The sequence below is a fragment of the Rhodococcus sp. IEGM 1372 genome, assembly GCF_030056835.1.
Classification (GTDB): Bacteria; Actinomycetota; Actinomycetes; order Mycobacteriales; family Mycobacteriaceae; genus Rhodococcoides.
The window spans coordinates 1-21,995 of record NZ_JASHKS010000042.1 but is presented as its reverse complement, the minus strand read 5'-3'; the positions used below and the strand labels follow the sequence as shown (position 1 = coordinate 21,995).

Sequence of the window (21,995 nt, the reverse complement as noted above, 5' to 3'; positions counted from 1 at the left end):
AGTTGACCCGTCACAGCCCGATCTCGTTGACAGCGTTGCCAATGAGAGGCGCGTGCTCGCGGCGATAGACCTCGACAGAGTCGAGGCTGGCGTGGCCGGTCTGCCGGGCGATGGCGGATCCGTCGGCTCCGTTGCGGGTGCCTTGGGTGACGAACCCGGCGCGCAGGGAATGCCCGCCCAGCTTGGCGAGCGCGGTCGGGTCGAAGCCGGCGTGGTGGGCTCGCCGGCGGATGGTCTGGTGGATCGCTGCTCCGGACAGCGGCTTGGCACCGAGGTTTCCGTTTTTGGCGATTGCGCGAAACAGCGGCGCGCGAGCGGCGGTGCGAGGTACTCCCTCACTGCACACGTGCGCGTCGAACGGTTCGCGATTGCGGAGTAGCCGGATCACTGATGGCCTGCCGCCGAGGTCGAACGCAGCGACGACCTGGACCCATCGGACGTACGCGCAGGGTGGGCAGGTCTCGTAAGAGTCTGTGTAAGGCAGTGCCTTCATCGCTCCCCTGCCCTCTTGGTCGGTCTTCGACTTCCGCAGTCGGATGTGCAGACCGTCGTGTCGATGCACAGCGACGTCTCCACAGACCATCTCCGACAGCTCGCTACGGCGGTACGCGCCGGCGAACCCCAGCAACAGGATGGCGGAGTCACGGCGTTCGAGGACTTCGTCCGCCCATCCGCGGCACCGTTCTCGGGAGGTCCCGACGAGGAGTTTGATGTCGTCGACCAGTAGCGGGTCTCGCGGGGTGCGGGGTCGGTCCCCAGCCAAGGCATACTCCCGCCGGATACCGGACAGGGTGGCGGCGACGAGTTCGTGGGCAGTCGGAGACAGATGGCCTGTTGTGCGGTGCTGGTGGTTGATCGCGGCGATCCAGGTGCCGAAAGTGGCGACGGCGTAGGCCCGCTCCCCTGTTTCCGTGCGGGTGTCCGCGGCGTCGACAAGGTAGGCGGCAACAGTGATCGGGTGCGCCGGAAGCGTCACGTGACCATTCGACTCGCACCAGCTAGTGAAGCGTCTCCACGCGGCCGCATACGTCCTACGTGTTCCCTCGGAGCGGGAGGACTGCACGGCGCTCGCGATGCGCTTCGCGACGGCGGGTGGGATCTCCGGCTCAACCGCCACGGCCCCGATGCTTTCAGGCATGCCGACCGCAGGTGTCCGGGTTGGTCGAAAGTCCATCAGAGCAGCTTAGCGCAGGTCACAGACACGCCTGCAGCGTAAAACTGTGCTGAACTGGTGTTTCACCCCAGACGCTGCGGAAAATGCAATTTACGTGGGTCAACTCCATTGAACTATGGGTGACAACGAAGGCGGGATGAATGTCCCTGCTAATCAACTTGAAAGAGCCGCCGTAGTAGACCCCAGTTTGATCCGGCCCGGGGCTGCACCAGGCGATCTTGGCGGTCGTTGCCTCCCCCGGTAGTTACAACGACCGTCCGTTTCGCGTCTGCTTTTTGGGGCCTCGAAGTGTGGGATTCCCTCGTGGCCGTGGGGCCCGCCGTTACTGCGGTATTCCACCGAATCATTGGTTGCGTTCGGGCGCAGTCGTGGTTCCGACCGTTCCTACGACTTAGACAGGGAACAGCCTCGCGGTGCGGCGCTGTGTCTTGGGTGTCGGTAAGACGCACGTTACGCACCTTGAGAATGGTTGCCGGCGGCGCTTGTGGACGCAGTCAACCGTCAAGTCCTCATCCTCGACGCTGAACTCGCCGCAGGCTGAGTCGGTTGCAGCCGACGAGTCGCGCGACACCCCATAGGTCATCATCTTGTAAGACGACCGTCCAACCTGTTGTGATGAATGCCAACGCTAGTGATGATAGCTATCGGAGCTCGCAACGCTAGCGGTACTGACACCGGGCATGATTTCGCCTGGGTTGAACAGAGCGCCCAATCCGTACGTGATCACAGGCTCGCGAATGTTCGGTTTGCGATGTTGCTGTCTGGCGCAGTCCGTCGCAGTTATCTCGCCTCTCAGTTCAATCCGCCGAACCGTGGGTCCGGCGGATTCGGCTGACGCACTGTGGAGCAAGGTGTTGCAAGGCTCTGCAACGCCAGCCCTGTACAGACACTCTTGGGCTTCGGCATACGCGAGTGCTAGGCCATCTAGCATTGCTATTTATCCTGCTGAGGGCGGTTGCACGTGAGATTCGCCCTGCGCGCAGACGGGCAGTTAACCGGGTTCGCTCCGTTCGCGTTCTGTTGAGCAGTAATTGAAAAGGTATGGGTGCAATGATAGCTAGCGGAGCTAGCAAAGGATGCAGAGCGAGCGGAGCGCCGGTACTTGCGCTAACGTAGCTGGCGTAGCTAGCAAAACAACGCTAGATAGGCGTGGTGCACTAGTTGCGAGTGCTACACAAGCGGTGCTTGCGAGGCAAGTGAGAGTTGCTCGTCGAGCACGTTTATCTAGCGTAACTAGATCCGCTTGGCTAGATACGCAAGGTACTGCAGCTCGGCGTGCAAACAGTGCGAGACGAGCGAAGCGAGCTACGCAAGCGAGCCAAGCACTCGTCGCAAGGTTCGCTCCGCGTGTTAACGCAGCACACGAAGCAATTGGCTATAGCGTAGCGAGCCAGAAGGCTTGCAGGGCATAGGTCCAGGGTGCGAGCCAACGCAGTTTTCCTCGGAGAAAAGTTCGTTGGCCTTGATCCTCAAACAGAGAAAGGAACGCGAATCCCAATGTCGACGTCGTCGAAGCAACCCAGGAAGTTCGCGATATGTAACCAGAAGGGTGGGGTTGGGAAGACAGCGACAACACTCGGATTGGCGAGTGCATTGGCGGACAAGGGCAAACACGTCCTCGTCATCGATATGGATCCTCAGGCCAACGCGACGACCGGTCTGGGAGTCGACGTTGATGACGACATGCGAACTACCTTCGACCTGATGTCGGTCACTGGCGAGGGTGCAGCAGCGGATGCGGTAGTAGCAACCGAATGGGATCGGGTCGACCTGATCGCGGCGACTCAGAGCCTCGCCAATCTTGAGGCTGACGGTGCAAACGACTTGATCTTTCGGTTGGATATCGCGCTTGAGGGTGTCGATCTGTCGCCTTACAGTGCAGTTTTCATCGACTGCCCGCCGTCGCTTGGAAAGTTACTTTTCGCGGTCCTCTGCGCCTGCGACTCAGTCATCGCGGTCACCGAACCCACCATCGACAGCGTGCGAGCGATTACCAAGGTTGAGGAAACCATCACCAACGTCAAGCGGCGTGCGAACCCTCGTCTCGAGCTCGAGAAGATCGTCTTGTCTAAGAAACGAAGGACCTCGGAGCATCAGTATCGCGAGGACGAGTTGCGTGCTGCATACGGCGAATTGGTTGCAAGAGCGGGGATCCCGGAGCTGGCGGCGCGCCAAGACGCTCATAGCAGCCACACTCCCATCCATTCTTACAAGGGAGGCCGGGCGATAGACCTGCAAGTCGCCTACGACGCCCTGTTGAAAGAACTGTCTATCGACCTCCTAGGAGAGCCTGCCGCATGAACGCACAACGCGAACCCGCCATCCGCCGCCATCCGGCTGCAGACCTCCCTTCGCGACCGACCGCTTCACCCAGGCGCGTTGGGCTCGAAGCACAGCAAGAATCAACCGGTTCGCCGAGCGTCGACGTTCCGACCAGTGCTGGCGGTATCAGACCGACAAACGAGCCCACTCTTCCGGCAACGAACGAACCGTTGGCTCAGCACAATGCGCGGCCGGCGGCAGGACCAGGCGCGGAAAAATTTACTGAGCAGCACAATGTGCGGATACGGAGTTCTACCAAGCTTCGTTTGAACAGAGCCGTCGACAGGCTGCGGTACGAGACAGGGGACCGATCAATCAGTATTGCTTCCTTGACCGACGCAGCGCTCTGTGAGTACCTCGACAAGCGGGGCATCTAGACCGTTGAATGAGGATGCCCGCTTGCTGTGCTAGCTAGCGTTGCTAGCACAGCCCTTTTGGTCACCCATAAGTATTCAGTCACTACATGTGCGCGATGGCAGACCTACGGCGGGACCGAGACTTCAGGCACCCCCACCGAGGCTCGGAGTCCTTTTTGACGATCGTTTATCGAGACACCCCGCGGCCGAATCTGTCAGTTTCAAAAGACGGCTGCACTCTTTGCAGGCGTTTCGAGGATGAGTGCACGTGTCTTCTGACATTCTGATGTCGGAAGTGCGGTGCACGGTCGCGCGTTCAGCTCTCGGTGACAGGGAGGCTTGTGATGGAGCTCGACGTCGTGGAGACCGGTGTGCTGACGGCGTCGGGGGAGCGGTGGGCGCAGGCAGAGACCCGATTCGCTGTCTTGGCTCCCTTGCTGGAGATGCATCCGGTGCGTTTGGCAGCGGTCGATGATGCGGCCGAACGACTGGGGTTGTCGCGTCGTCGGGTCTATGCGTTGCTTGGCAAACTCAGGGACGGGACAGGTACGGTCACCGATCTTCTGACGAAGGTCTCGCCGGGTGGGCGTGGCCGCAGCCGAGTAGCGGCTGAGGTCGAAGAAGTGATCGGCGATCATCTCACCCGATATTTTCTTCACCGCCAGAAGCTGAGTATCGCTGCGCTGCACCGACGTATAGCACTGGCCTGTCACCGCGCGGGTCTGCCAGTGCCGGCCAGAAATACCGTCACCGCACGAATCGCCGCGCTCCATCCGGCATCGGTGGCCAGGTCACGCGGAGGACCCGATGCCGCCCGCCCACGTCAGTCCGCCGGCGACAGTCCACCGACGGTTTCGGGGATTCTCGATCAGGTCCAGATCGACCACACCGTCGTCGATCTGATGGTCGTCGACGAGTACGAGCGGCAACCGATCGGTCGCCCCTACCTGACGATCGCCATCGATGTCCTCAGCCGTTCCGTACTCGGGTTCGTCGTCACTCTGGAGCCGCCGTCGTCGATATCGGTCGGGTTGTGCCTGGGCCGCGTGTGCTGCGAGAAGCAGACATGGCTGGAGGCATGCGAGCTCGCGGAACAGGTGCAGTGGCCGATGGCAGGGAAACCGAAACAGTTGTATCTCGACAACGCCTCCGAGTTCAAAAGCGAAGCGCTGCGCCGCGGATGCGCCCAGCACGCCATCACACTCGAATACCGTCCTCCGGGCCGACCGCACTACGGCGGGATCGTCGAACGCATCATCGGAACGGCGATGACGGCGGTGCACGAGCTGCCTGGGACCACCTTCTCGAACCCAGCGGACCGAGGAAGTTACGACTCGGACAAGCATGCGACGTTGACATTGCGTGAGTTGGAGCGCTGGCTGGTCCTGGCCATAGCCTCGTATCACGCGAGTGTTCACAAAGGGATCGGGAACACTCCGGCCGCCGTGTGGGCCGGCGGGGTCGCCGCAGTTGGTCATGCCCCTCGTGTGGTGCTCGGCGAAACCGCGTTCCTGGTGGACTTTCTTCCCGTCATCCGGCGACGTCTGACGCGCACGGGCTTCGTCCTCGATCACGTGCACTACTTCTCGAACGCGCTCAAACCGTGGGTTGCGCGGCGAGAGGACTTGGGACGGTTCGTGATACGACGTGACCCACGAGATTTGAGCAGAATCTGGGTCCTCGAACCAGACGGTGCCGGCTATGTCGAGGTGCCGTACCGGACGATGTCACATCCCGCAGTGACACTGTGGGAGCACAGAGCTGCTATCACCCGTCTCCGCGAACAAGGTCGGTCGAACGTCGATGAGAGCGCACTGTTTTCGATGATCGAGCAGATGCGCGAGGTCACCGACCGCTCGCAGAAAGCCACCCGCAAAGCCCGGCGCAACCGCGCCCGCCGCACACACCTCACCGGCACCGCGTCTGCACCGATCCCGGCGATCCACCCGCCGGTGGAGCCTCGAGCGGACGCCGGCACCGCAACACCGGTCTTCAGCGACATCGAGGAATGGTGACGCGATGACCGCATCGACAGGAAGCAGCGACGAAACCACCGAGTCGTCCAGCGAGGATTTGGGGCACCTGCGGGAGTCGGTTCGACCGCTCACCGCACTCGACGACGCGGACCGGATCCGGTTGATCCGGTCGGAGAGGTGGATCGGGTATCCGCAGGCCCGTACGGTCATCGACCATCTGGAGACGTTGCTGTCGTGGCCGGACCGACAGCGTATGCCGAACCTACTGTTGCTCGGTCCGACCAACAACGGCAAGTCGATGATCATCGAAAAGTTCCGGCGCACTCATCCGCCGATCAGCTTGTCCGACCGCGAGGAGATACCGGTGTTGTGCATGCAGATGCCCCCGGACCCGTCACCCGGCCGGTTCTACCTCGCACTGCTCACAGCGTTGGGAACACCGACCCGACCACGCAATCGGGTCCACGAACTCGAACAGCAAGCATTGATGTTGCTCCGCGGCACCGGCGTGAAGATGTTGATCATCGACGAGCTCCACAATGTTCTCGCCGGCCGTGACAACGTCCGCCGCGAATTCTTGAACGTGCTGCGGTTCCTGGGCAACGAACTACGCATTCCTCTTGTCGCTGTCGGAACCCGCGACGCCTACCTCGCCATCCGGACCGATCCCCAGCTGGAGAACCGATTCCACCCCATGACTTTGCCGGTCTGGACCAACACTGCCGACACCAGATCACTGCTGGCCAGCTTCACCACGAGCTTCCCCCTCCGCACACCCTCGCACCTGACATCACCGGAGATGACCGACTACCTCCTCACCCGCTCCGAGGGCACCATCGGTGAACTGACAACGCTGCTCACAGCCGCAGCAGTGACCGCCGTCGACAGCGGAGAGGAAGCGATCACCTCATCGGTGCTCACGCGCACTCCGTACCTCGGCCCCACGGAGCGACGCCGCCAGTTCGAACGCCACCTCGCATGAACGCGCGGCTCGCGGCGATGCCCGATGATGCGTACGTTCGCCCGTGGCCGCTGCACCCGCAGCCACTGCCAGGTGAGGCCCTCTCGTCCTGGTTGGCCCGGATATGCGAGCTGTATCCGCACATCAGGCCCTCTGACCTGCTTGCAGACCTCGAAACCGATTGTTCTGTCGAGGATCTCGACCGCTACACACCGGAGCCGATACTTGCCGAGCTGGCCGGTCGCGGCGCAGTCCCGGTAGAGAGGGTGCGGATGATGACGTTGGCGGGGTGGACACCGTGGCTGCTCGACAGCACCGACCCCGCCGACTGCGACTTCGACACCTACGTCCACCAATTCTCGATCCTGCTACCGGCCGACCTCGCGAGGGAGGATCGACGACGCCGCACACCCACGAGCGAAGCATGGTTGCCGTGGGCGAGCACTCCGCGCAGTCGGGCATGCCCGGCATGTATCGACAGCCTCGAATCCACTGCTGATATCAACATGACTCTGCTGCACCAATATCCGGTGCTGAGCAGCTGCCTCGACCACCGTTGTCGACTCGAACCCTGCTCTGCTTTCCCTGGTCATGCAATCTTCTGGGATCAGGTCCGGTTCGGTTCGCATGAACGGGTCTCGCCCGTTCCGGTTCCCTCAGCGGTCACGGACCTCGATCGGCGCAGCACCGAGGCTCTGACGACGGGATGGGTGGAACTCGGCCCAGGCCGGGTACATGCCGCAGTGTGGTTCCGGCTTCTGCGCACCGTCGTCGACGAAGTGTCCACGCCACTGGTTCGCACCGGACGGTGGGCGACGAGGCTCGTTGCGATCTGGAAGGCCGCCGGTCGGTCTCGCCCGCTCCGGACCGCGTGGGTTCCGTTCGAGGACCTGCACTGGGACGAGCAGGCGACAGTCCTCGAGGCCGCAGCGATCGGCATTGCGATGGTCGAGAGCGGTGAGATCGATGCCGGCGGTGCGCACGCCTCTCTGCTGAGCCCACGACCCTATGAGCCGGTCGATCCCGGGACAGCTCCGACGCGCTCGTCTTATTTCGCACCTGAGCGCGATCTGTGGGCTGACGCGCACGCTGCGGCCGAGGCCGCCATCGCGGCAGCGCGCGTCGATCCCGCATCCGCCAGTTCGTTGTACAACTTCCTGCGCTGGGGGTGCCGCACCGCAGCGGAGCTGGATGAGACGGTGCAACTGTTCCTCGACCACGGGATCCCGCTGCACCATCCGCCGACGTAGCTATCGCCCGATGGAGCGGGGTCGTCCGCGACGCATGCGCGGCGACTGTAGGTTCCCGCCGGAGGTGTCAGTAGTGCGGCGCACGGGCCTGCGGCTTTCCAATTTCGTGTCAGTCAGGGATTCTCACGATCTTGTCGGAATCCTCAGGCATCCCGGACGATGTTTCGGTCCTGTGCCCAAGCCGCGAGAACCGAATCGAAGAGTCTGCTGCCTCGAAGCCTGAGTTCTGACTCAATGCGGACGATCGAGAGTGAGCTGTCGTTCGTGGAAATCGAAATGTCTGACGGGATATCGGTACAGCTCACCAATGGTCATGTAATCGGTGAAGAACGGGTCCCAGCGCACCGGGAAGAACATTCCCCGTCCCAACGCCTGCTCCGATTCGCGTTGCAGTCGGCGGCTCAGCGCACCGATGACCCGGTCGGCTTTCGTGCCCATCCGGTTCCGGTCAAACACCAGGGCTGCAGCGCATGAACCGTAGTAATTCACCACGTCAAAAGGCCGCGTACCGGCATCGAGGACCTGGGCGAATCGACGCTCCACTCCGGCGGGCAGCCGGCTGACCATCCGCACCAAGGGCAGCAGCGCCGCCACCACCATGTACCCGAAGACCATGTGGAACAACAGTTGCTCGTTGGTCCACCGCGTCCCCGCCGATCGACTCCGCAACGAGGTGTCGGAAGCGTCGGCGAGGAGCCGGTGCAGATGCACACGGGTGCGTTCGAGCTCGCCGGCGATAGCGGCCCTGTCCACCCGCTCGGAATGGCCCATGATCCACCACCTGTCCAGGGAGCCGACGGCACTCGATGGCCGTCGATACCAGACTTCCCCCTCCCGGGCGGCCTCCACAACTGCCGGCCGAATTCAGTCTCATGTCGCGAATCGATATAGCGCCCCCGTCGACCCTCGGATGCCACGTCGGACGTACCTGCCGCAGTGGCGCGGCGCGGATCGCCGTGTCGTGACCGCCGGACGGCTGGCGTAACAGCAGCAGCGCGGGATGACGTGCGCCGCTCAGAGATCGAACAGCGAGAATTGGTCCTTCTGTGCTCGAGTCTCGGAGTCGGCGAGGTATCGGTCGGCCATGGCCCGGGCGACGGTTTCGTCGCAGCCGAGCTCGGCGGCGACTTCACTCCAGTCGTGTCCGTTGTGCTGGAGTTGCCACGCCAGCTGGTGCAACTGTTCGTCCATGTCCATCAGCGCCGCTCCCGCGGTCGTGTCGGCCGGAACCCGTTCGACGACGCGGGTTCTCATTGAGACAGATGGTAAACGCGGATGCGGGCATGCGGCGGCAGACATGCCGCCCACCGTCTCGAATCGGCGACGGATCGCACGAGAGATAGGTAAACCCGCCCCCGAGGGGACGGGCGGTGTGCCGTCCATGGTGTCACCGTTTCCGTGAACATCTATGGACGCAGCGCCGGTCAGGGACGGATAGGCAGTGCGCGGCGGGACCGGGCGGCGGCGACCACACGATCGGCGACCCGGCCGGCGTCGCGGCCGACCCCGCGCAACGACGCCGACGACAGGCTGCGCTGCCATTCGAGACCGACATACCCCAGCCCCAGATGAGTGGTGGAGAGACCCTGCCGGTGCCGGGGCCGGCCCGTCTCGTCGAGAGCGCCGAGACCGGTCAGATAGGGCAGGTGCGGGCGATAACCGGTACCCAACAGCACGGTGTCGGCGGTGGTGGCGGCGCCGTCGGGCCAGAACACCCGGCGGTCGTCGAGGCCGGTGAACAGCGGCCGCGGCTGCGGGTTGCCGCTGGCCAGGGCACGCCGGTAGCGGCCGGTATCGAGGACCTGCTGGGTCGGCGACGCAGGCAGCCACGGCCCCAAGGGGGCGCGGTCGACTCCGGTGACCGTGAGCCAGAAGTGCACATCACGGCCGAAGATCCGCTGCGGCAGGAACTTCGGCGGTCGGCGGCTGGCCAGAGTCACAGTAGCGACCTCGGCGAGTTCGGTGGCGATCTGCACCGCCGAGTTACCGGCACCGACCACCACCACGTTCTGGCCCGTGAATGCAGCGGGGTCGCGGTAGTCGCCGGTGTGCAGCACCGTGCCGCCGAACGTGTCCAGCCCCGGCAGCGGTGGGATATTCGGGGACCCGAAATAGCCGGTGGCCGCGATCAGAATCGGCGCGGTGACACTGCCGCCGACAGCGGTGTGGGCGGTGTAGACGCCCCGCTCGCAGGTGACGGTCTCGACGCGGGAGCCGGTCACAATGTCGACGTCGAGTCCGGCGGCGTAGCGGCGCAGATACTCGATCACCTCGTCGCGCCGCGGATAGCGGTCCGGATCGCCGGGAAACGCCAGGCCGGGCAGGGCGCTGTATTTCGCCGGGGAGAACAGGGTCAGGCTGTCGTAGTAGTGCGGCCACGCCCCGACCGGCTCGTCGCCGGCTTCGAGCAGTCCGGTGCGCAGGCCTCGAGCAGACAGGGCGTGGGCGGCGGCGAGGCCGGACTGGCCACCGCCGACGACGAGAGCGTCATAGTCGGTCATGGTGTTCCTTCGAGGGTGTCGGTGGGGGTCAGCCGCGGCACGGACGCGACCGCGAGGAGCGCGGCGATCACGGCAACGACTGCGAGGACGAGGTAAGCGGTGGCGTAGCTGCCGGTCGCGCCGGCCAGGGCGGTTCCCGCCCACGGCGCCAACGCCATGACCAGGACGATCGGGGCGGACATCAGCCCCCCGAGCCGCCCGTAGTGGGTCGCACCCCACCGGTCGGTGATGGCGGTGGCCTGGATCAAGGTGAACAATCCGCGCACCAGTCCCGCGCCGATCGCCGCGCCGATCAACGCCGCGGCCGTGGTCACCGCCCCGAGCAGCGCGGTGGTTGCCGCAGTCCCGGCCAGGATCACCACGATGCGGCTGCGGACGCTGGTACGGGCGACCAGGGTCAGATAGCCGAGGCGGCCGAGGACCTGTCCGGCGCCGCCGAGCCCGAGCGTCACCGCCGCCACCGACGGGGAGAAGCCCTGTTCGAGCAGCAACGGCACCAGATTGAAGACCCCGGCGAAGGCGGTGAACGCACCGAGAGCCAACGCGCCCACCAGCGCGAGGAACGCGGGGCTGCGGGCGATCTCCCGGTGCCCTAGGTCCGCGCCGTTCGCCGGCGGGGTCGCGGCGGGCCAGGATCCGCATAGTCCCCACCAATGCCCGGGGATGGTGATCGCGGCGAGGATCACCGCCAGAACCAGGTAGGTGGTGCGCCAGTCCGACTGCTGATCCACGACCGAGGTCAACGGGGCGAAGATGGTGCTGGCCAACCCCGCGGCGAGGGTCAGGATCATCAGGGCGTGGACGGAGCGGTCGCCGTACCAGCGGGTCAGCGCCGCGAACGCCGGCGGGTAGAGCACCGCGCCCATCGCGGTGCCGGCCAGCAGCCACCCGGCGTAGAACACCGGCAGCGTGGGGGCGAGCGCGATCAGGACCAGCGCGGGGACGGCGAGGACCGAGCCGGTTGTCATGATCGTGCGCGGTCCGACCCGGTCGAGGATGCGCCCGACCGGGATACCCGCGAGCGCGGTGGCGAGCTGCCCGAGCGAGAACGCCGCGGTGATCGCCGTGGGCGACCAGCCGGTATCGGCGGATATCGAGACCGACAGGACCGGGAACGCGTAGTACAGGATGCCCCAGCTGGTGATCTCGGTCAGGCACAGCACCGCCAGCACCCGCCGCAGCCCGGCGCCGGTGAGGGCACCGGGCTGCGGGCGGGTCGACGTGTCGGTCACCGGCGTTATCCGCCGGTGCGGGCGGAGAGGGTGACCAACTCCGGCTCGGGCGCACCGCAGCACCCACCGGCCGCGGCCTCGGTGGCGGTGTCGGCGGCGGGGTCGTCGAACACTCCGGCGCCGCCGCACACTCCGGTCTCGGGCAGGGTCAGCTCGACGCGGGCGGCGGCATCATGATCACCGGCGAGGGCGGCGGCGATGCTGCGGACCTGCTCGTAGCCGGTCATCGCCAGGAACGTCGGGGCCCGACCGTAGCTCTTCATCCCGACCACATAGAAGCCGGGTTCGGGGTGGGTGAGCTCGGCGACGCCGTGCGGGTAGACGGTCCCGCACGAGTGCACGTTCGGGTCGATCAGCGGGGCGAGCGCGGTCGGGGCCTGCAGCACCGGGTCGAGGTCGAGACGGATTTCCGAGAGCCACGACAGGTCCGGCCGGAAGCCGGTGGAGGCGATGATCTCGTCCACCGCCTCGAGGCGGGCTCCGGTATCGGAGACCACCGCGACCTGACCGTCGGTGGCGGGTTCGACGGCGGCGGTGCGGAACCCGGTGACCACGGTGAGCAGCCCGTCGTCGACGGCCTTTTTCGCGCGCAGTCCCAGGGCGCCGCGGGCAGGCAGTTGGTCGTCCTGGCCGCCGCCGAACGCGGCGCCGACCTCGCCGCGGCGCACCGCCCAGGTCAGGCGGGTGCCGGAGGCGGTGCGGGCGAGCTCGGCCAGCGCCACGATTGCGTTGAGTGCCGAGTGGCCGCTGCCGGCGATGACGGTGTGGCGGCCGGCGTAGCGGGTGCGCACCGCATCGTCGCCCAGGTCGGGGACGCGGTAAGTGATCTTCTCGGCTGCGGCGCGTTCCCCGAGGGCGGGCAGGCCTTCGCCGCCGAGCGGGTTGGGAGTGCCCCAGGTGCCGGAGGCATCGAGGACGGCGCGGGCGAGCAGGCGGGTTTCGGTGCCGTCGCGGTGGCGGATGTGCACCGACAGGGGTTCGGTGTCGCGGCCGGCGTCGACGATGCGGTCGCGGCCGCGGCGGGCGATGCCGACGACCTCGTGATCGAGGCGGACCGCGTCACCGAGAGCATCCGCCAGTGGGGTCAGGTACTGCCCGGTCCAGTCCTGGCCGGTGGGGTAGGCGTCGTCGTCGGGCGCGGTCCAGCCGGTGGTGTCGAGGAGGCGGCGGGCGGCGGGGTCGATCAGTTCGGCCCAGCGGGAGAAGGTGCGGACGCTGTGCCATTGCGTGATGGCGGCTCCGACGACGTCGCCGCGTTCGAGCACCAGCGGTTCGAGGCCGCGTTCGCGCAGGTGGGCGGCGGCGGCCAGGCCGATCGGTCCCGCTCCGACGACGACGATGGGCAACTCGCTCATGACAGATCCTTTCATCGATGGGTATCGATCTAAGCTGCTGTCAGAGTATCGATGGTCGTCGATGTATGCAACCATCGATGCTGATCGATACAGTGGGGGTATGACAGCACTCGGCTTACCGATCACCGCTCCTGGCGCGGAGGTGGACTTCGACGCCCTGAGCCCGCAGGATGCGGCCACCTACGCCGGATGGTTCGCCTGCTTGGCCGAACCCACGCGGGTGCGGCTGCTGCACCACGTCGCCGCCCATCCGTCCGGCATCACCGTCGGCGAGCTCGCCGACAGGCTCGGGATCGGCCAGCCCACCATCTCCCATCACGTCCGCAAACTCGCCGACGTCGGCTTCGTCATCACCGGCAAACAGGGCACCAGCACCGTGGTGCGGGTCAACCCGAGCTGCTGCAGCGACCTGCCCAGTGCTGCCGACGCGGTCATGGGGGTGCTCACCGCCCGCCCGTGCTGCCCCGAGGATGTCCCGGCCGATGTGGCCGTGCGCCCACTTGCGGGCGGTGACTGGGAGGCGGTGCGCCGCATCTACGGCGACGGCATCGCCACCGGCGCCGCGACGTTCACCACCGAGGTCCCCAGCCGCGACCATCTCGAGAGCCAGTGGTTGCCCGAGCATCGCTGGGTCGCCGAGATCGACGGTCAGGTGGTCGGCTGGGCGGCGTTGAGCCCGGTGTCGAGCCGCGAGTGCTATCGCGGGGTGGCCGAAAATTCGGTGTATGTCGGCGACGGGATGCGCGGGCGCGGTGTCGGCAAGGCGTTGTTGCGTACTCAGGTCATCGCCGCCGATGAGGCCGGGTTGTGGACGCTGCAGACCTCGATTTTCCCGGAGAACCGGGCCAGCCTCGCGCTGCATCATTCGGCGGGTTTCCGCACCGTGGGTGTGCGCGAGCGCATCGGCCGGCTCGACGGCATCTGGCGCGACACCGTGCTGCTCGAACGCCGCTCCGAGACCGTTCCCGCCACCGAGAACCAGTGAGAGCGACGCGGGTGGAGATGGACATCGAACTGCTGTACTTCGACGGCTGCCCGAACTGGGAGGAGGCTCGAGACCGCCTCGCCGAGGCCCTGGCAGCGACCGGCAACGCCGGTACCCCGATCCGGCTGCGCCGTATCGAGACCCCGGAGGCCGCCGAACGCGTCGCCTTCCCCGGATCCCCGACCATCCGCATCGACGGGACCGATCCGTTCGGCCTCACCGAGGGCGTCGGGTTGACCTGCCGCGTCTACCGCACCGCCGACGGGCTCGACGGTGCTCCGAGCACCGCCGATCTGATCACCGTGCTGCGGCACGCCGAACACCGGTAGACCTGGCATCGGCTTGACCTTCGAGTCGACTCGAAGGTTTACCGTCGAGGAGTGAGCACGATGCTGATCTCCCAGTTCGCCGAACACACCGGTGTCCCGGCCACCACTTTGCCCTTGGGCTTGCTATACCCCGTACCCGTTTGTCACGGGCAGCCCACTCGGCGCGTCCGATCCCGCACACCCGCCACGCGATCGCTTACTGAACGGAAAAGGAATTGAGTCCACTCTGGGCGCAGTCTCGGGGCCGCAGTTGCTGCCGATCGCTGCCTGACACATCGGAATCGGAGAGGACCACGCTGGACAGCGTGGTCACCACTGGATTCCTCTGCAGTTCCGCAGGATCCGGACCAGTGCTCCTCCGGGGTCAGTTCAGCGGATAGAGCATCTGGGCGGTCGCGGCGTAGGCGGTGTCGAAGTCGACGGCGAGCACGGCTTCGACCGGGCCGACCACCGCGTGCTGCTCCCAGGCCTGGCCGGTGCGGCTGCGCCAGGCGGTGCCGGTGGTGTCGATACCCCACAGGGAGCCGTCGCTCGCGGCGGAGAGCAACGCCAGGGGCGGGGCGTCGGGCACCCGGGTGAAGGTGCGCCCGGCGTCGGTGCTGTGTTTGAGTCCGGCGGTGGTGGTCGCCCACACTCCGGTGTCGGTGACGGCGAGCGCGGCCGCGGCCAGCGCGGCGCCGGCGCTCCAGGTGGCGCCACCGTCGGTGGAGGTCAACAATCCCGTGGTGCCGTCGTATCCGACCAGCAGCTCGCCGTCGGCGGCCAGGGCATGAAAATCCACCTCGCCGGTCAGGGATTTCGGTGTCCAGGTGCGGCCCCCATCGAGGCTTTCGATCAGTCCCAGTGGGTTCGGGGCGGAGCTGGACGGTCCGGGGTGCCCGGAAGCAAAAAGGTGGTCGCTGCCCGGCACGCCGGTCAGTCCCATGAAGTCGTCGTCGGAGACCCCGACGCGGGTGGTGCGCCCGTCCGCGGCGAGGTCGACGAGACCGGTGTGGGTGCCGGCCCGCACCGCCCCGTCGGGGGCCAGATGCAGACCGTGCAGGTGATCGAGCGCCGGCGCCAACGCCACCCCGGGCACCGACGACTCGACCGCCGCCGACCCGGACCCGGCCGCGGGGGCTGGCTCACCGGTCGAACACCCGACCAGCACCGCCGCAGTAGCCACAGGGACAAGGACGTGCGCCCACCGGCGCAGGGGAAAACTCCACATGAAAAGACGAACTCGTTTCGGATCGGGTCGGTGGCCGGCTCAGGTGCGGGCCAGGTGGGCGGGGTCGAGGTCGAGGCGGCGCAGCAGCTGGGCGTTGAACGCGACCACGATGGTGGACACCGACATGAGGATCGCGGCCACCGCGGGGGAGATCGCGACCCCGGCGAAGGCCAGCACCCCGGCCGCGAGGGGCACGGCGATGATGTTGTAGCCGGTCGCCCACACCAGGTTCTGCCACATCTTGCGGTAGCTGGCATGCGAGAGCGCGATGATCGACAGCACCGCCCGCGGATCGTTCGCCGCCAGCACGACGCCGGCGGATTCGATGGCCACATCGGTGCCGGCACCGATCGCGACACCGACATCGGCGCGGGCCAGAGCGGGGGCGTCGTTGACGCCGTCGCCGACCATCGCGACCGTGTGCCCGCGATTCTGCAGGTCGGTGACCTTGGCGTCCTTGTGTTCGGGCAGCACCTCGGCGAACACCTCGTCGATACCGAGGTCGGCCGCCACCGCGTCGGCGACCTGCCGCGCGTCGCCGGTGATCATCGCGACCTTCACCCCACGGGCGTGCAGGGCGTCGAGGGCCTGACGGGATTCCTCGCGCACGGCGTCCTCGAGGGCCACCGCGCCGAGCACCCGGCCGCCGTGGGCCAGGTGCAGCACCGAGGCCCCGCGTTGGATCCATCCGGCGGTGACGGCGGTGACGTCGGTGGGCACCGACAACCGCAGATCGGCCAGCATGGCCGGGCCCCCGACGATCGCCTCGGTGCCGTCGATGAGCGCGCGCACCCCCCGTCCCGGCAGGGACCGGAAGTCGGTGGCGACGATCCGCTCGCCCGCCGGGACACGACTGTCGGCGGCGGCGACGATGGCCCGGGCGACGGGATGTTCGCTGTCGGCCTCGACCGCCGCGGCCAACGCCAGCACCTGCTCGTCGCTGGTACCGGCGGTGGTGACCACACCGGTGACCTGGTGCCGGCCCTGGGTCAACGTGCCGGTCTTGTCGAAGAGCACCACATCGACGGTGCGCATGCGTTCGAGCGCGAGCCGGTCCTTGACCAGCACCCCCGACTTGGCGGCGCGTTCGGTGGAAATCGCGATCACCAGCGGGATCGCCAAACCGAGTGCGTGCGGGCAGGCGATGACGAGCACGGTGACGGTACGCACCACGGCCTCGTCGACGTTGCCGAGCAGCGACCACACCGCGAAGGTGAGGACGCCCGCGACGGCGGCGAAGTAGAACAGGAACGCCGCGGCCTTGTCCGCCAGTGCCTGGGCGCGGGAGGAGGAGGCCTGGGCGTCGGCGACCATCCGTTGGATGCCGGCCAGGGCAGTGTCGTCGCCGACCGCGGTGATGCGCACCCGCAGCGCGCTGTCGGTGGCGACGGTGCCGGCGACCACGGTGTCCCCGACCTGCCGGGTGACCGCCTTGGATTCGCCGGTGATCATCGATTCGTCGACCTCGGCGCGGCCGTCGGTGACGGTGCCGTCGGCGGGTACTCGCGCTCCGGCGCGCACGAGTACCCGATCGCCGTGGGACAGCTCCGAGATCGGCACCTCGCGGGTGCCGTCATCGGTGATCTTCTCCGCGGTATCCGGGAGCATCGCGGCCAGGGCTTCGAGGGCACCCGATGCCGAACCGAGGGCACGCATCTCGAGCCAGTGCCCGAGCAGCATGATCACGATCAGCAGCGCCAACTCCCACCAGAAATCCAGGTTGAATCCGCCGAGTCCGAGGGTGGTGACCCAGGACGCCGCGAATGCGACGGTTATCGCCATGCCGATCAGCAGCATCATCCCGGGACGGCGCGACCGGAGTTCGGCCCAGCCGCCGGTGAGGAACGGTGTGCCGCCGTAGATGAAGATGACCGTGCCCAGGACCGGCGGAATCCACATGGCCCCGGGGAAGTCCGGCATGGGGTAGCCGAGCAGGTCGGCGACCATGTGGCTGAACGCGACGACCGGCACCGACAGGATCAGGCTGATCCAGAACCGGCGGCGGAACATCTCCCCGTGTGCCCCGTGACCGGCGTGCCGATCGTGACCCCCGTGCCCGGTGTGCTCACCCGGCCCGACGTGGGCGAGGTGCTCACCGTGACCGGCGTGCGCATCATGTTCATCGGGGGGCGGACTCTGCGTCACCGCACCGTGGTCATGCCCGGCGGATGCCGGCTCCGGGTCGTTGGGTCCGTGCTCGGGGCGCGCCATCGAGACAAGCTCCTGACTGTAGTGGGTTGGGAAACGAACGCGGTGTCTACAGGGTGGTCAACAGCTGGCGCATGGTGTCGATCTCCTGCTGCTGGGTGTCGACGATGGTGCGGGCCATCTCGACGGCGTCGGGGAACTGTCCGTCCTCGATCTCGGTCTGCGCCATGTCGATCGCGCCTTCGTGGTGGGCGATCATCTGCTCGAGGAACAGGCGAGCGGCGTCGGTGCCCTGCGCATCGGACAGTGCCTGCATGTCCTCCTCACTCATCATCCCTTCCATCTGCATTCCCTCCATTCCCTCCATACCGTCCATGCCCTCGTCCATGTCCATGCCGGGCATGTCGTTGTTGCCGGTTTCGGGCATCTCGGTGGGCTCGCCCCACTGCTCGAGCCAGGATTCGAGCTGGGTGATCTCCGGGCCCTGAGCGGCCTTGATCTGCTCGGCCAGCGCGGTCACCTCCTCGGGGATCCCTTCTTTGGCGAGGAGCATGTCGCTCATCTCGATGGCCTGGCTGTGGTGCGGGATCATCATCTGCGCGAACATCACGTCGGCGTCGTTGTGCGCTGCCGCTTCGTCGGCGGCGGAGGTGGTGGCCGAGGTGGTGGCGCTCGATGTGGCGGCGGTGGTGCCGGTGTCGGAGTCGCTGCACGCCGCCGCGGTGAACACCACCGCGAGCGCCATGGCGCCGACGGCGAGAGTCTTCTTGTTCATGAGTGGATCCTTTCCTCGAACGGTCACAGACACAGGTGAACCAACGACGGGGGATCCCCGCAGCCGGCGCACCCCGGACTAGGCCAGGTAGGACACGGTGGTCATCATCCCGGCCTCCTGGTGGTAGGCGTTGTGGCAGTGCAGGGCCCATTGGCCCGGGTTGTCGGTGTCGAATTCGATCTCGACGGTGCGCATCGGCCCGATGGTGACGGTGTCCTTGCGCAGACCGGTGTCGGTGAGCGCGAAGGTGTGCCCGTGCAGGTGCATCGGGTGGAACATGTCCGACATGTTCCGCATCCGCATGCGCACCCGCTGCCCTTCGTTGACGTTCAGCGGCGGGATGTCGGGGTGGGCGCGGCCGTTGAGGGTCCACCGGTACGGCGACATGGTCCCGCCCATATCCACGCTGTGATACAGGTCGTGATCGCGCTCCGTCAGCCGCACATACTCGCGGGGCGCGAGGTCGGTGCCGAGCAGCACCCGCCGCTCCAGCTCGCCGGGTCGCGACTGCGCGGGTAGCTCGCCGGCGGCGGTGCGCACCAGCGCTAGCCCGTGCCCGGTCTTGCCCTCGGCCTGCGCGAACAACGGGAACACGCCGTCGCCGAGGGTGACGAGCACGTCGAAGCGCTCGCCCATGCCGATCAGCAGCGAGTCGGTGTCCTGCGGCACGACGGGGAAGCCGTCGGTGTGGGTGACGGTCATCCGGTGCCCGCCCAGCGCGACGCGGAAGGCGGTGTCCGCACCGGCGTTGACGAACCGGATCCGCACCCGTTGTCCCGGTGCGGCGGTGAAGGTCATCGGATCGTCCGGGACCCGGCCGCCGACCAGGAAATGCGGGTAGCTCACGTCCCCGGCGCCGCCGAGCAGTGGGGAGAGCATCGTTTCCTCACCCATGTCCATGCCGCCCATACCGTCCATGCCCGTGGCACCGTGGTCCATCCCGCCCATCCCGGCGGTATCGCTCTCGTCGGGGGTGGCGGCGCCGATGCCGAGGTCACGTGCCACCTCGTCCGGGGTGCGGCCGGTGCCGTCGAGCCAGTCGTCGAGCACCACGATCCACTCGTGGTCGTAGTCGCCGGGCTCGAGCGGGTCGTCGATAATCAGCGCGCCGTACAGGCCGCGGTCGAGCTGCAGCCCGGAATGCGAGTGATAGAAGTACGTGCCCGGATCCGGGACGGTGAACTCGTAGGTGAACCGGCCACCGGCGGTGATGGGGTCCTGGGTCAACCCGGGTACCCCGTCCATGTCGTTGCTCAGGGCAAGTCCGTGCCAGTGCACGCTCGTCTCGACCGGCAGCCGGTTGTCGACCTCGACCCGCAACAGGTCCCCGGCGCGGGCCCGGAGCAGCGGCCCCGGCAGATTCGGGTCGTATCCCCAGGTGGAGACGATGCGGCCACCGAGGTCCACCTCGACCGGACGCGGCGTCAACCGGGCCGAGACCACCCGCTGGCCGGGACTGCGGCGCTGCTGTTCGAGGCGACGCACCACGTTCGACGAGGCGGTCACCGGCGTACCGGTGGCCGCCCCGGATCCGGAGCAGGCCGCCAGCACCCCGGCGCCGACGAAAAGCGATCCGAGCATGAAGGACCGGCGGGTCAGTTCACCCACGGATCGGCTCCTGTCGGCCGCTGCCATCGGCCGTGCCCCTGGTCGGGGTCAGTAGCTGACGGCGTGCGACGAATTCGTCGTAGTCGATATCGCCGCGGGCGAAACGGGCATCGAGCACCTGCAGCGGATCGACGCCGTGTTCGGTGCCGTCTGGCCCGCTTGTGCGGTCGGTGCGGAACATGGCGGCCATCAGGTAGAGCACCACCGCCCAGAACGCGAGCATGCACACAGCCATGAGAATCCACCCGGCCAAGCTCAGCTCACCTGCCCAGCCCATCATGATCGTCCCCTTCCTTCTCTTCGTGCTTCCAGCTTCTCTTCGTGCTTCCAGCTTCTCTTCGTGCTTCCAGCCTCGCGCACGGACCCCGGTAATCCGGTGGAGGTTGCATGAAGATTTGCTCAAGAAGTCCGGCCGCAACGTCAGCGCCGGACGCTACTAGCGATGATGGACACCATGGAAACCTCTGCTCGCACGCCCGAGACCAGCAGCGACACCGCAGCGGTGCGGCGCCCGCCGACGGGGTTGCGGGCAATGGTCGTCGAGGACGAGGCGCCGCTGGCGAACCTGGTGGGCACGTATCTCGAACACGACGGGTTCGAGGTCACGATCACCGGCGACGGCGCCGACGCCGTCGTCCTCGCCCGGCAGTTCGATCCCGATGTGGTGGTCCTGGATCTGGGCCTGCCGCACCTGGACGGTGTCGAGGTGTGCCGGCAACTGCGGACCTTCTCCGACGCCTACGTGGTGATGCTCACCGCCCGGGCCGAGGAGGTCGACACCCTCATCGGATTGTCCGTCGGAGCCGATGACTACATGACCAAGCCGTTCAGCCCGCGGGAGTTGACGGCCCGCATCCAGGCCATGCTGCGTCGCCCCCGCACCCACACCCCCCGGCCGGCCGAGGCTGTTCCGGGCATGCATGTCCGCAACTTCGGTGACCTGGCCATCGACGTCGACGGCCGTGAGGTCACCGTCGGCGGCGTGCCGGTGGCACTCACGCGCACCGAATTCGACGTCCTCGCCGCCCTATCCCAGGATCCCGCTGTCGTACTCAGCCGAACGCAGCTGATCGAAGCGGTGTGGGGTCCGAGCTGGGTCGGTGACGAACAGCTGGTCAACGTGCACATCGGCCACCTGCGCCGCAAACTCGGCGACGACGCCACCGAAGGCCGTTACGTGCGCACCATCCGCGGCGTCGGCTACCGAATGGGCACCGGAGCATGAACCCCCAGATCTCCGCCTCGGGACCGTCGCTGCGGCGGGCCCTGACCGGTTCGAGTTTCGGCACCCGGCTGTTCCTGGCCCTGACCGTGGTGGTGGTCGGCTGCGCGGTCAGCGCCTGGCTCGTCGCCTCCGCGCTCGCCCCCGGCATCTTCCACGATCACCTCGGCCAGGCCGGCATCGACCCCAACTCCAGTCAGGCCGCCCACGTCGAAGAGGCCTTTACCCGGGCGATCATCCTGGCCTGGGGCCTGGCGATCGCCCTGGCGGTGCTGCTGGCGTTGGCGGTGAGCTGGTACCTCACCCGCCGCGTCCAACGCTCGCTGACGGCCGTGACCGCCTCCACTGCCCGGATCGCCGGCGGCCACTACGACACCCGCGTGCCCAGTCCCGGACTCGGCCGCGAATTCGACGAACTCGCCGTCACCGTCAACGAACTCGCCCGCCGTCTCGACGCCACCGAAACCACCCGCCGCCGGATGCTCACCGACCTCGGCCACGAGATGCGCACCCCGATCGCGACCCTCGACTCCTACCTCGAAGCCCTCGACGACGGCGTCCGCACCCTCGACGACGACACCCGACAAGTTT

19 protein-coding genes are annotated in these 21,995 nt (G+C 66.9%); 8 read left to right on the top strand and 11 right to left on the bottom strand.

Annotated elements, in window-relative coordinates:
- Nucleotides 1-10 precede the first annotated feature (10 nt).
- Nucleotides 11-1,174, bottom strand: a complete 1,164-nt coding sequence (locus QM590_RS22370; protein WP_243597319.1) for a site-specific integrase — start codon at nt 1,172-1,174, stop codon at nt 11-13.
- A gap of 1,497 nt (nt 1,175-2,671) precedes the next feature.
- On the opposite strand from QM590_RS22370, the gene QM590_RS22365 reads away from it, so the two are divergent.
- From QM590_RS22365 to QM590_RS22350, 4 genes are all read left to right on the top strand, one after another.
- Nucleotides 2,672-3,475, top strand: coding sequence for a ParA family protein (locus tag QM590_RS22365; protein WP_032407517.1), 804 nt, complete (start codon nt 2,672-2,674; stop codon nt 3,473-3,475).
- A 721-nt stretch (nt 3,476-4,196) separates the two neighbouring features.
- Nucleotides 4,197-5,867 carry a TnsB C-terminal domain-containing protein gene (locus QM590_RS22360; protein WP_243610848.1) on the top strand — a complete coding sequence of 557 codons (1,671 nt, stop codon included), beginning with the start codon at nt 4,197-4,199 and terminating at the stop codon, nt 5,865-5,867.
- 4 nt (nt 5,868-5,871) lie between these two features.
- Nucleotides 5,872-6,810, top strand: a complete 939-nt coding sequence (locus QM590_RS22355) for a TniB family NTP-binding protein (RefSeq protein ID WP_243610849.1) — start codon at nt 5,872-5,874, stop codon at nt 6,808-6,810.
- On the top strand, nt 6,807-8,039 hold the full coding sequence (locus tag QM590_RS22350; RefSeq protein WP_243610850.1) for a TniQ family protein: 1,233 nt from the start codon (nt 6,807-6,809) through the stop codon (nt 8,037-8,039). The genes QM590_RS22355 and QM590_RS22350 overlap by 4 nt, the downstream gene beginning before the upstream one ends.
- Nucleotides 8,040-8,270: 231 nt before the next feature.
- On the opposite strand, the gene QM590_RS22345 is transcribed toward QM590_RS22350, so the two are convergent.
- The 5 genes from QM590_RS22345 to QM590_RS22325 form a co-directional block, all read right to left on the bottom strand.
- Nucleotides 8,271-8,810 carry a DinB family protein gene (locus QM590_RS22345; RefSeq protein WP_059384781.1) on the bottom strand — a complete coding sequence of 180 codons (540 nt, stop codon included), beginning with the start codon at nt 8,808-8,810 and terminating at the stop codon, nt 8,271-8,273.
- Between the two features lie 243 nt (nt 8,811-9,053).
- Nucleotides 9,054-9,293, bottom strand: coding sequence for a hypothetical protein (locus tag QM590_RS22340; RefSeq protein ID WP_226435577.1), 240 nt, complete (start codon nt 9,291-9,293; stop codon nt 9,054-9,056).
- Between the two features lie 170 nt (nt 9,294-9,463).
- On the bottom strand, nt 9,464-10,540 hold the full coding sequence (locus QM590_RS22335) for a flavin-containing monooxygenase (RefSeq protein ID WP_269596442.1): 1,077 nt from the start codon (nt 10,538-10,540) through the stop codon (nt 9,464-9,466).
- Nucleotides 10,537-11,772: an MFS transporter gene (locus tag QM590_RS22330; protein WP_411741379.1), complete on the bottom strand. Its 1,236-nt coding sequence runs from the start codon at nt 11,770-11,772 to the stop codon at nt 10,537-10,539. Before QM590_RS22330 ends, QM590_RS22335 begins: the two co-directional genes overlap by 4 nt.
- 5 nt (nt 11,773-11,777) lie before the next feature.
- The gene (locus QM590_RS22325; RefSeq protein WP_269596444.1) at nt 11,778-13,127 is read right to left on the bottom strand and encodes an FAD-dependent oxidoreductase; all 1,350 of its coding nucleotides are present in this window, start codon (nt 13,125-13,127) and stop codon (nt 11,778-11,780) included.
- A 100-nt stretch (nt 13,128-13,227) separates the two neighbouring features.
- On the opposite strand from QM590_RS22325, the gene QM590_RS22320 reads away from it, so the two are divergent.
- A complete protein-coding gene (locus QM590_RS22320; RefSeq protein WP_269596445.1) occupies nt 13,228-14,112 on the top strand; it encodes a helix-turn-helix domain-containing GNAT family N-acetyltransferase in 885 nt (294 codons plus the stop codon).
- Nucleotides 14,109-14,441 carry a DF family (seleno)protein gene (locus tag QM590_RS22315; protein ID WP_241997490.1) on the top strand — a complete coding sequence of 111 codons (333 nt, stop codon included), beginning with the start codon at nt 14,109-14,111 and terminating at the stop codon, nt 14,439-14,441. The genes QM590_RS22320 and QM590_RS22315 overlap by 4 nt, the downstream gene beginning before the upstream one ends.
- A gap of 364 nt (nt 14,442-14,805) precedes the next feature.
- On the opposite strand, the gene QM590_RS22310 is transcribed toward QM590_RS22315, so the two are convergent.
- The 5 genes from QM590_RS22310 to QM590_RS22290 all read right to left on the bottom strand — a co-directional run bounded on the left by QM590_RS22310 (nt 14,806) and on the right by QM590_RS22290 (nt 20,462).
- The gene (locus QM590_RS22310) at nt 14,806-15,651 is read right to left on the bottom strand and encodes a F510_1955 family glycosylhydrolase (RefSeq protein ID WP_269596446.1); all 846 of its coding nucleotides are present in this window, start codon (nt 15,649-15,651) and stop codon (nt 14,806-14,808) included.
- A 39-nt stretch (nt 15,652-15,690) separates the two neighbouring features.
- A complete protein-coding gene (locus QM590_RS22305; RefSeq protein ID WP_411741377.1) occupies nt 15,691-17,862 on the bottom strand; it encodes a copper-translocating P-type ATPase in 2,172 nt (723 codons plus the stop codon).
- 46 nt (nt 17,863-17,908) lie between these two features.
- The gene (locus QM590_RS22300; RefSeq protein ID WP_195060677.1) at nt 17,909-18,574 is read right to left on the bottom strand and encodes a DUF305 domain-containing protein; all 666 of its coding nucleotides are present in this window, start codon (nt 18,572-18,574) and stop codon (nt 17,909-17,911) included.
- Between the two features lie 78 nt (nt 18,575-18,652).
- Nucleotides 18,653-20,209: a multicopper oxidase family protein gene (locus QM590_RS22295; RefSeq protein ID WP_411741378.1), complete on the bottom strand. Its 1,557-nt coding sequence runs from the start codon at nt 20,207-20,209 to the stop codon at nt 18,653-18,655.
- Nucleotides 20,175-20,462 carry an SHOCT domain-containing protein gene (locus QM590_RS22290; protein ID WP_195060675.1) on the bottom strand — a complete coding sequence of 96 codons (288 nt, stop codon included), beginning with the start codon at nt 20,460-20,462 and terminating at the stop codon, nt 20,175-20,177. Before QM590_RS22290 ends, QM590_RS22295 begins: the two co-directional genes overlap by 35 nt.
- 174 nt (nt 20,463-20,636) lie before the next feature.
- Here QM590_RS22290 and QM590_RS22285 point away from each other — a divergent pair, with 174 nt between their 5' ends.
- Nucleotides 20,637-21,407 carry a response regulator gene (locus QM590_RS22285; RefSeq protein WP_411157351.1) on the top strand — a complete coding sequence of 257 codons (771 nt, stop codon included), beginning with the start codon at nt 20,637-20,639 and terminating at the stop codon, nt 21,405-21,407.
- Nucleotides 21,404-21,995 (top strand): HAMP domain-containing protein (locus QM590_RS22280; protein ID WP_269596448.1); only part of this gene is annotated, 592 nt, incomplete at its 3' end. The genes QM590_RS22285 and QM590_RS22280, both read left to right, overlap by 4 nt.

Excerpts from the sequence above, each read along its gene's own strand:
- QM590_RS22285 (WP_411157351.1), top strand. The coding sequence starts at position 20,637 with ATGGAAACCTCTGCTCGCACGCCCGAGACCAGCAGCGACACCGCAGCG.
- QM590_RS22290 (WP_195060675.1), bottom strand. The coding sequence starts at position 20,462 with ATGATGGGCTGGGCAGGTGAGCTGAGCTTGGCCGGGTGGATTCTCATG.
- QM590_RS22305 (WP_411741377.1), bottom strand. The coding sequence starts at position 17,862 with ATGGCGCGCCCCGAGCACGGACCCAACGACCCGGAGCCGGCATCCGCC.
- QM590_RS22350 (WP_243610850.1), top strand. The coding sequence starts at position 6,807 with ATGAACGCGCGGCTCGCGGCGATGCCCGATGATGCGTACGTTCGCCCG.
- QM590_RS22370 (WP_243597319.1), bottom strand. The coding sequence starts at position 1,174 with ATGGACTTTCGACCAACCCGGACACCTGCGGTCGGCATGCCTGAAAGC.
- QM590_RS22365 (WP_032407517.1), top strand. The coding sequence starts at position 2,672 with ATGTCGACGTCGTCGAAGCAACCCAGGAAGTTCGCGATATGTAACCAG.
- QM590_RS22360 (WP_243610848.1), top strand. The coding sequence starts at position 4,197 with ATGGAGCTCGACGTCGTGGAGACCGGTGTGCTGACGGCGTCGGGGGAG.
- QM590_RS22355 (WP_243610849.1), top strand. The coding sequence starts at position 5,872 with ATGACCGCATCGACAGGAAGCAGCGACGAAACCACCGAGTCGTCCAGC.
- QM590_RS22340 (WP_226435577.1), bottom strand. The coding sequence starts at position 9,293 with ATGAGAACCCGCGTCGTCGAACGGGTTCCGGCCGACACGACCGCGGGA.
- QM590_RS22310 (WP_269596446.1), bottom strand. The coding sequence starts at position 15,651 with ATGTGGAGTTTTCCCCTGCGCCGGTGGGCGCACGTCCTTGTCCCTGTG.
- QM590_RS22345 (WP_059384781.1), bottom strand. The coding sequence starts at position 8,810 with ATGGGCCATTCCGAGCGGGTGGACAGGGCCGCTATCGCCGGCGAGCTC.
- QM590_RS22335 (WP_269596442.1), bottom strand. The coding sequence starts at position 10,540 with ATGACCGACTATGACGCTCTCGTCGTCGGCGGTGGCCAGTCCGGCCTC.
- QM590_RS22325 (WP_269596444.1), bottom strand. The coding sequence starts at position 13,127 with ATGAGCGAGTTGCCCATCGTCGTCGTCGGAGCGGGACCGATCGGCCTG.
- QM590_RS22300 (WP_195060677.1), bottom strand. The coding sequence starts at position 18,574 with ATGAACAAGAAGACTCTCGCCGTCGGCGCCATGGCGCTCGCGGTGGTG.
- QM590_RS22320 (WP_269596445.1), top strand. The coding sequence starts at position 13,228 with ATGACAGCACTCGGCTTACCGATCACCGCTCCTGGCGCGGAGGTGGAC.
- QM590_RS22295 (WP_411741378.1), bottom strand. The coding sequence starts at position 20,209 with ATGGCAGCGGCCGACAGGAGCCGATCCGTGGGTGAACTGACCCGCCGG.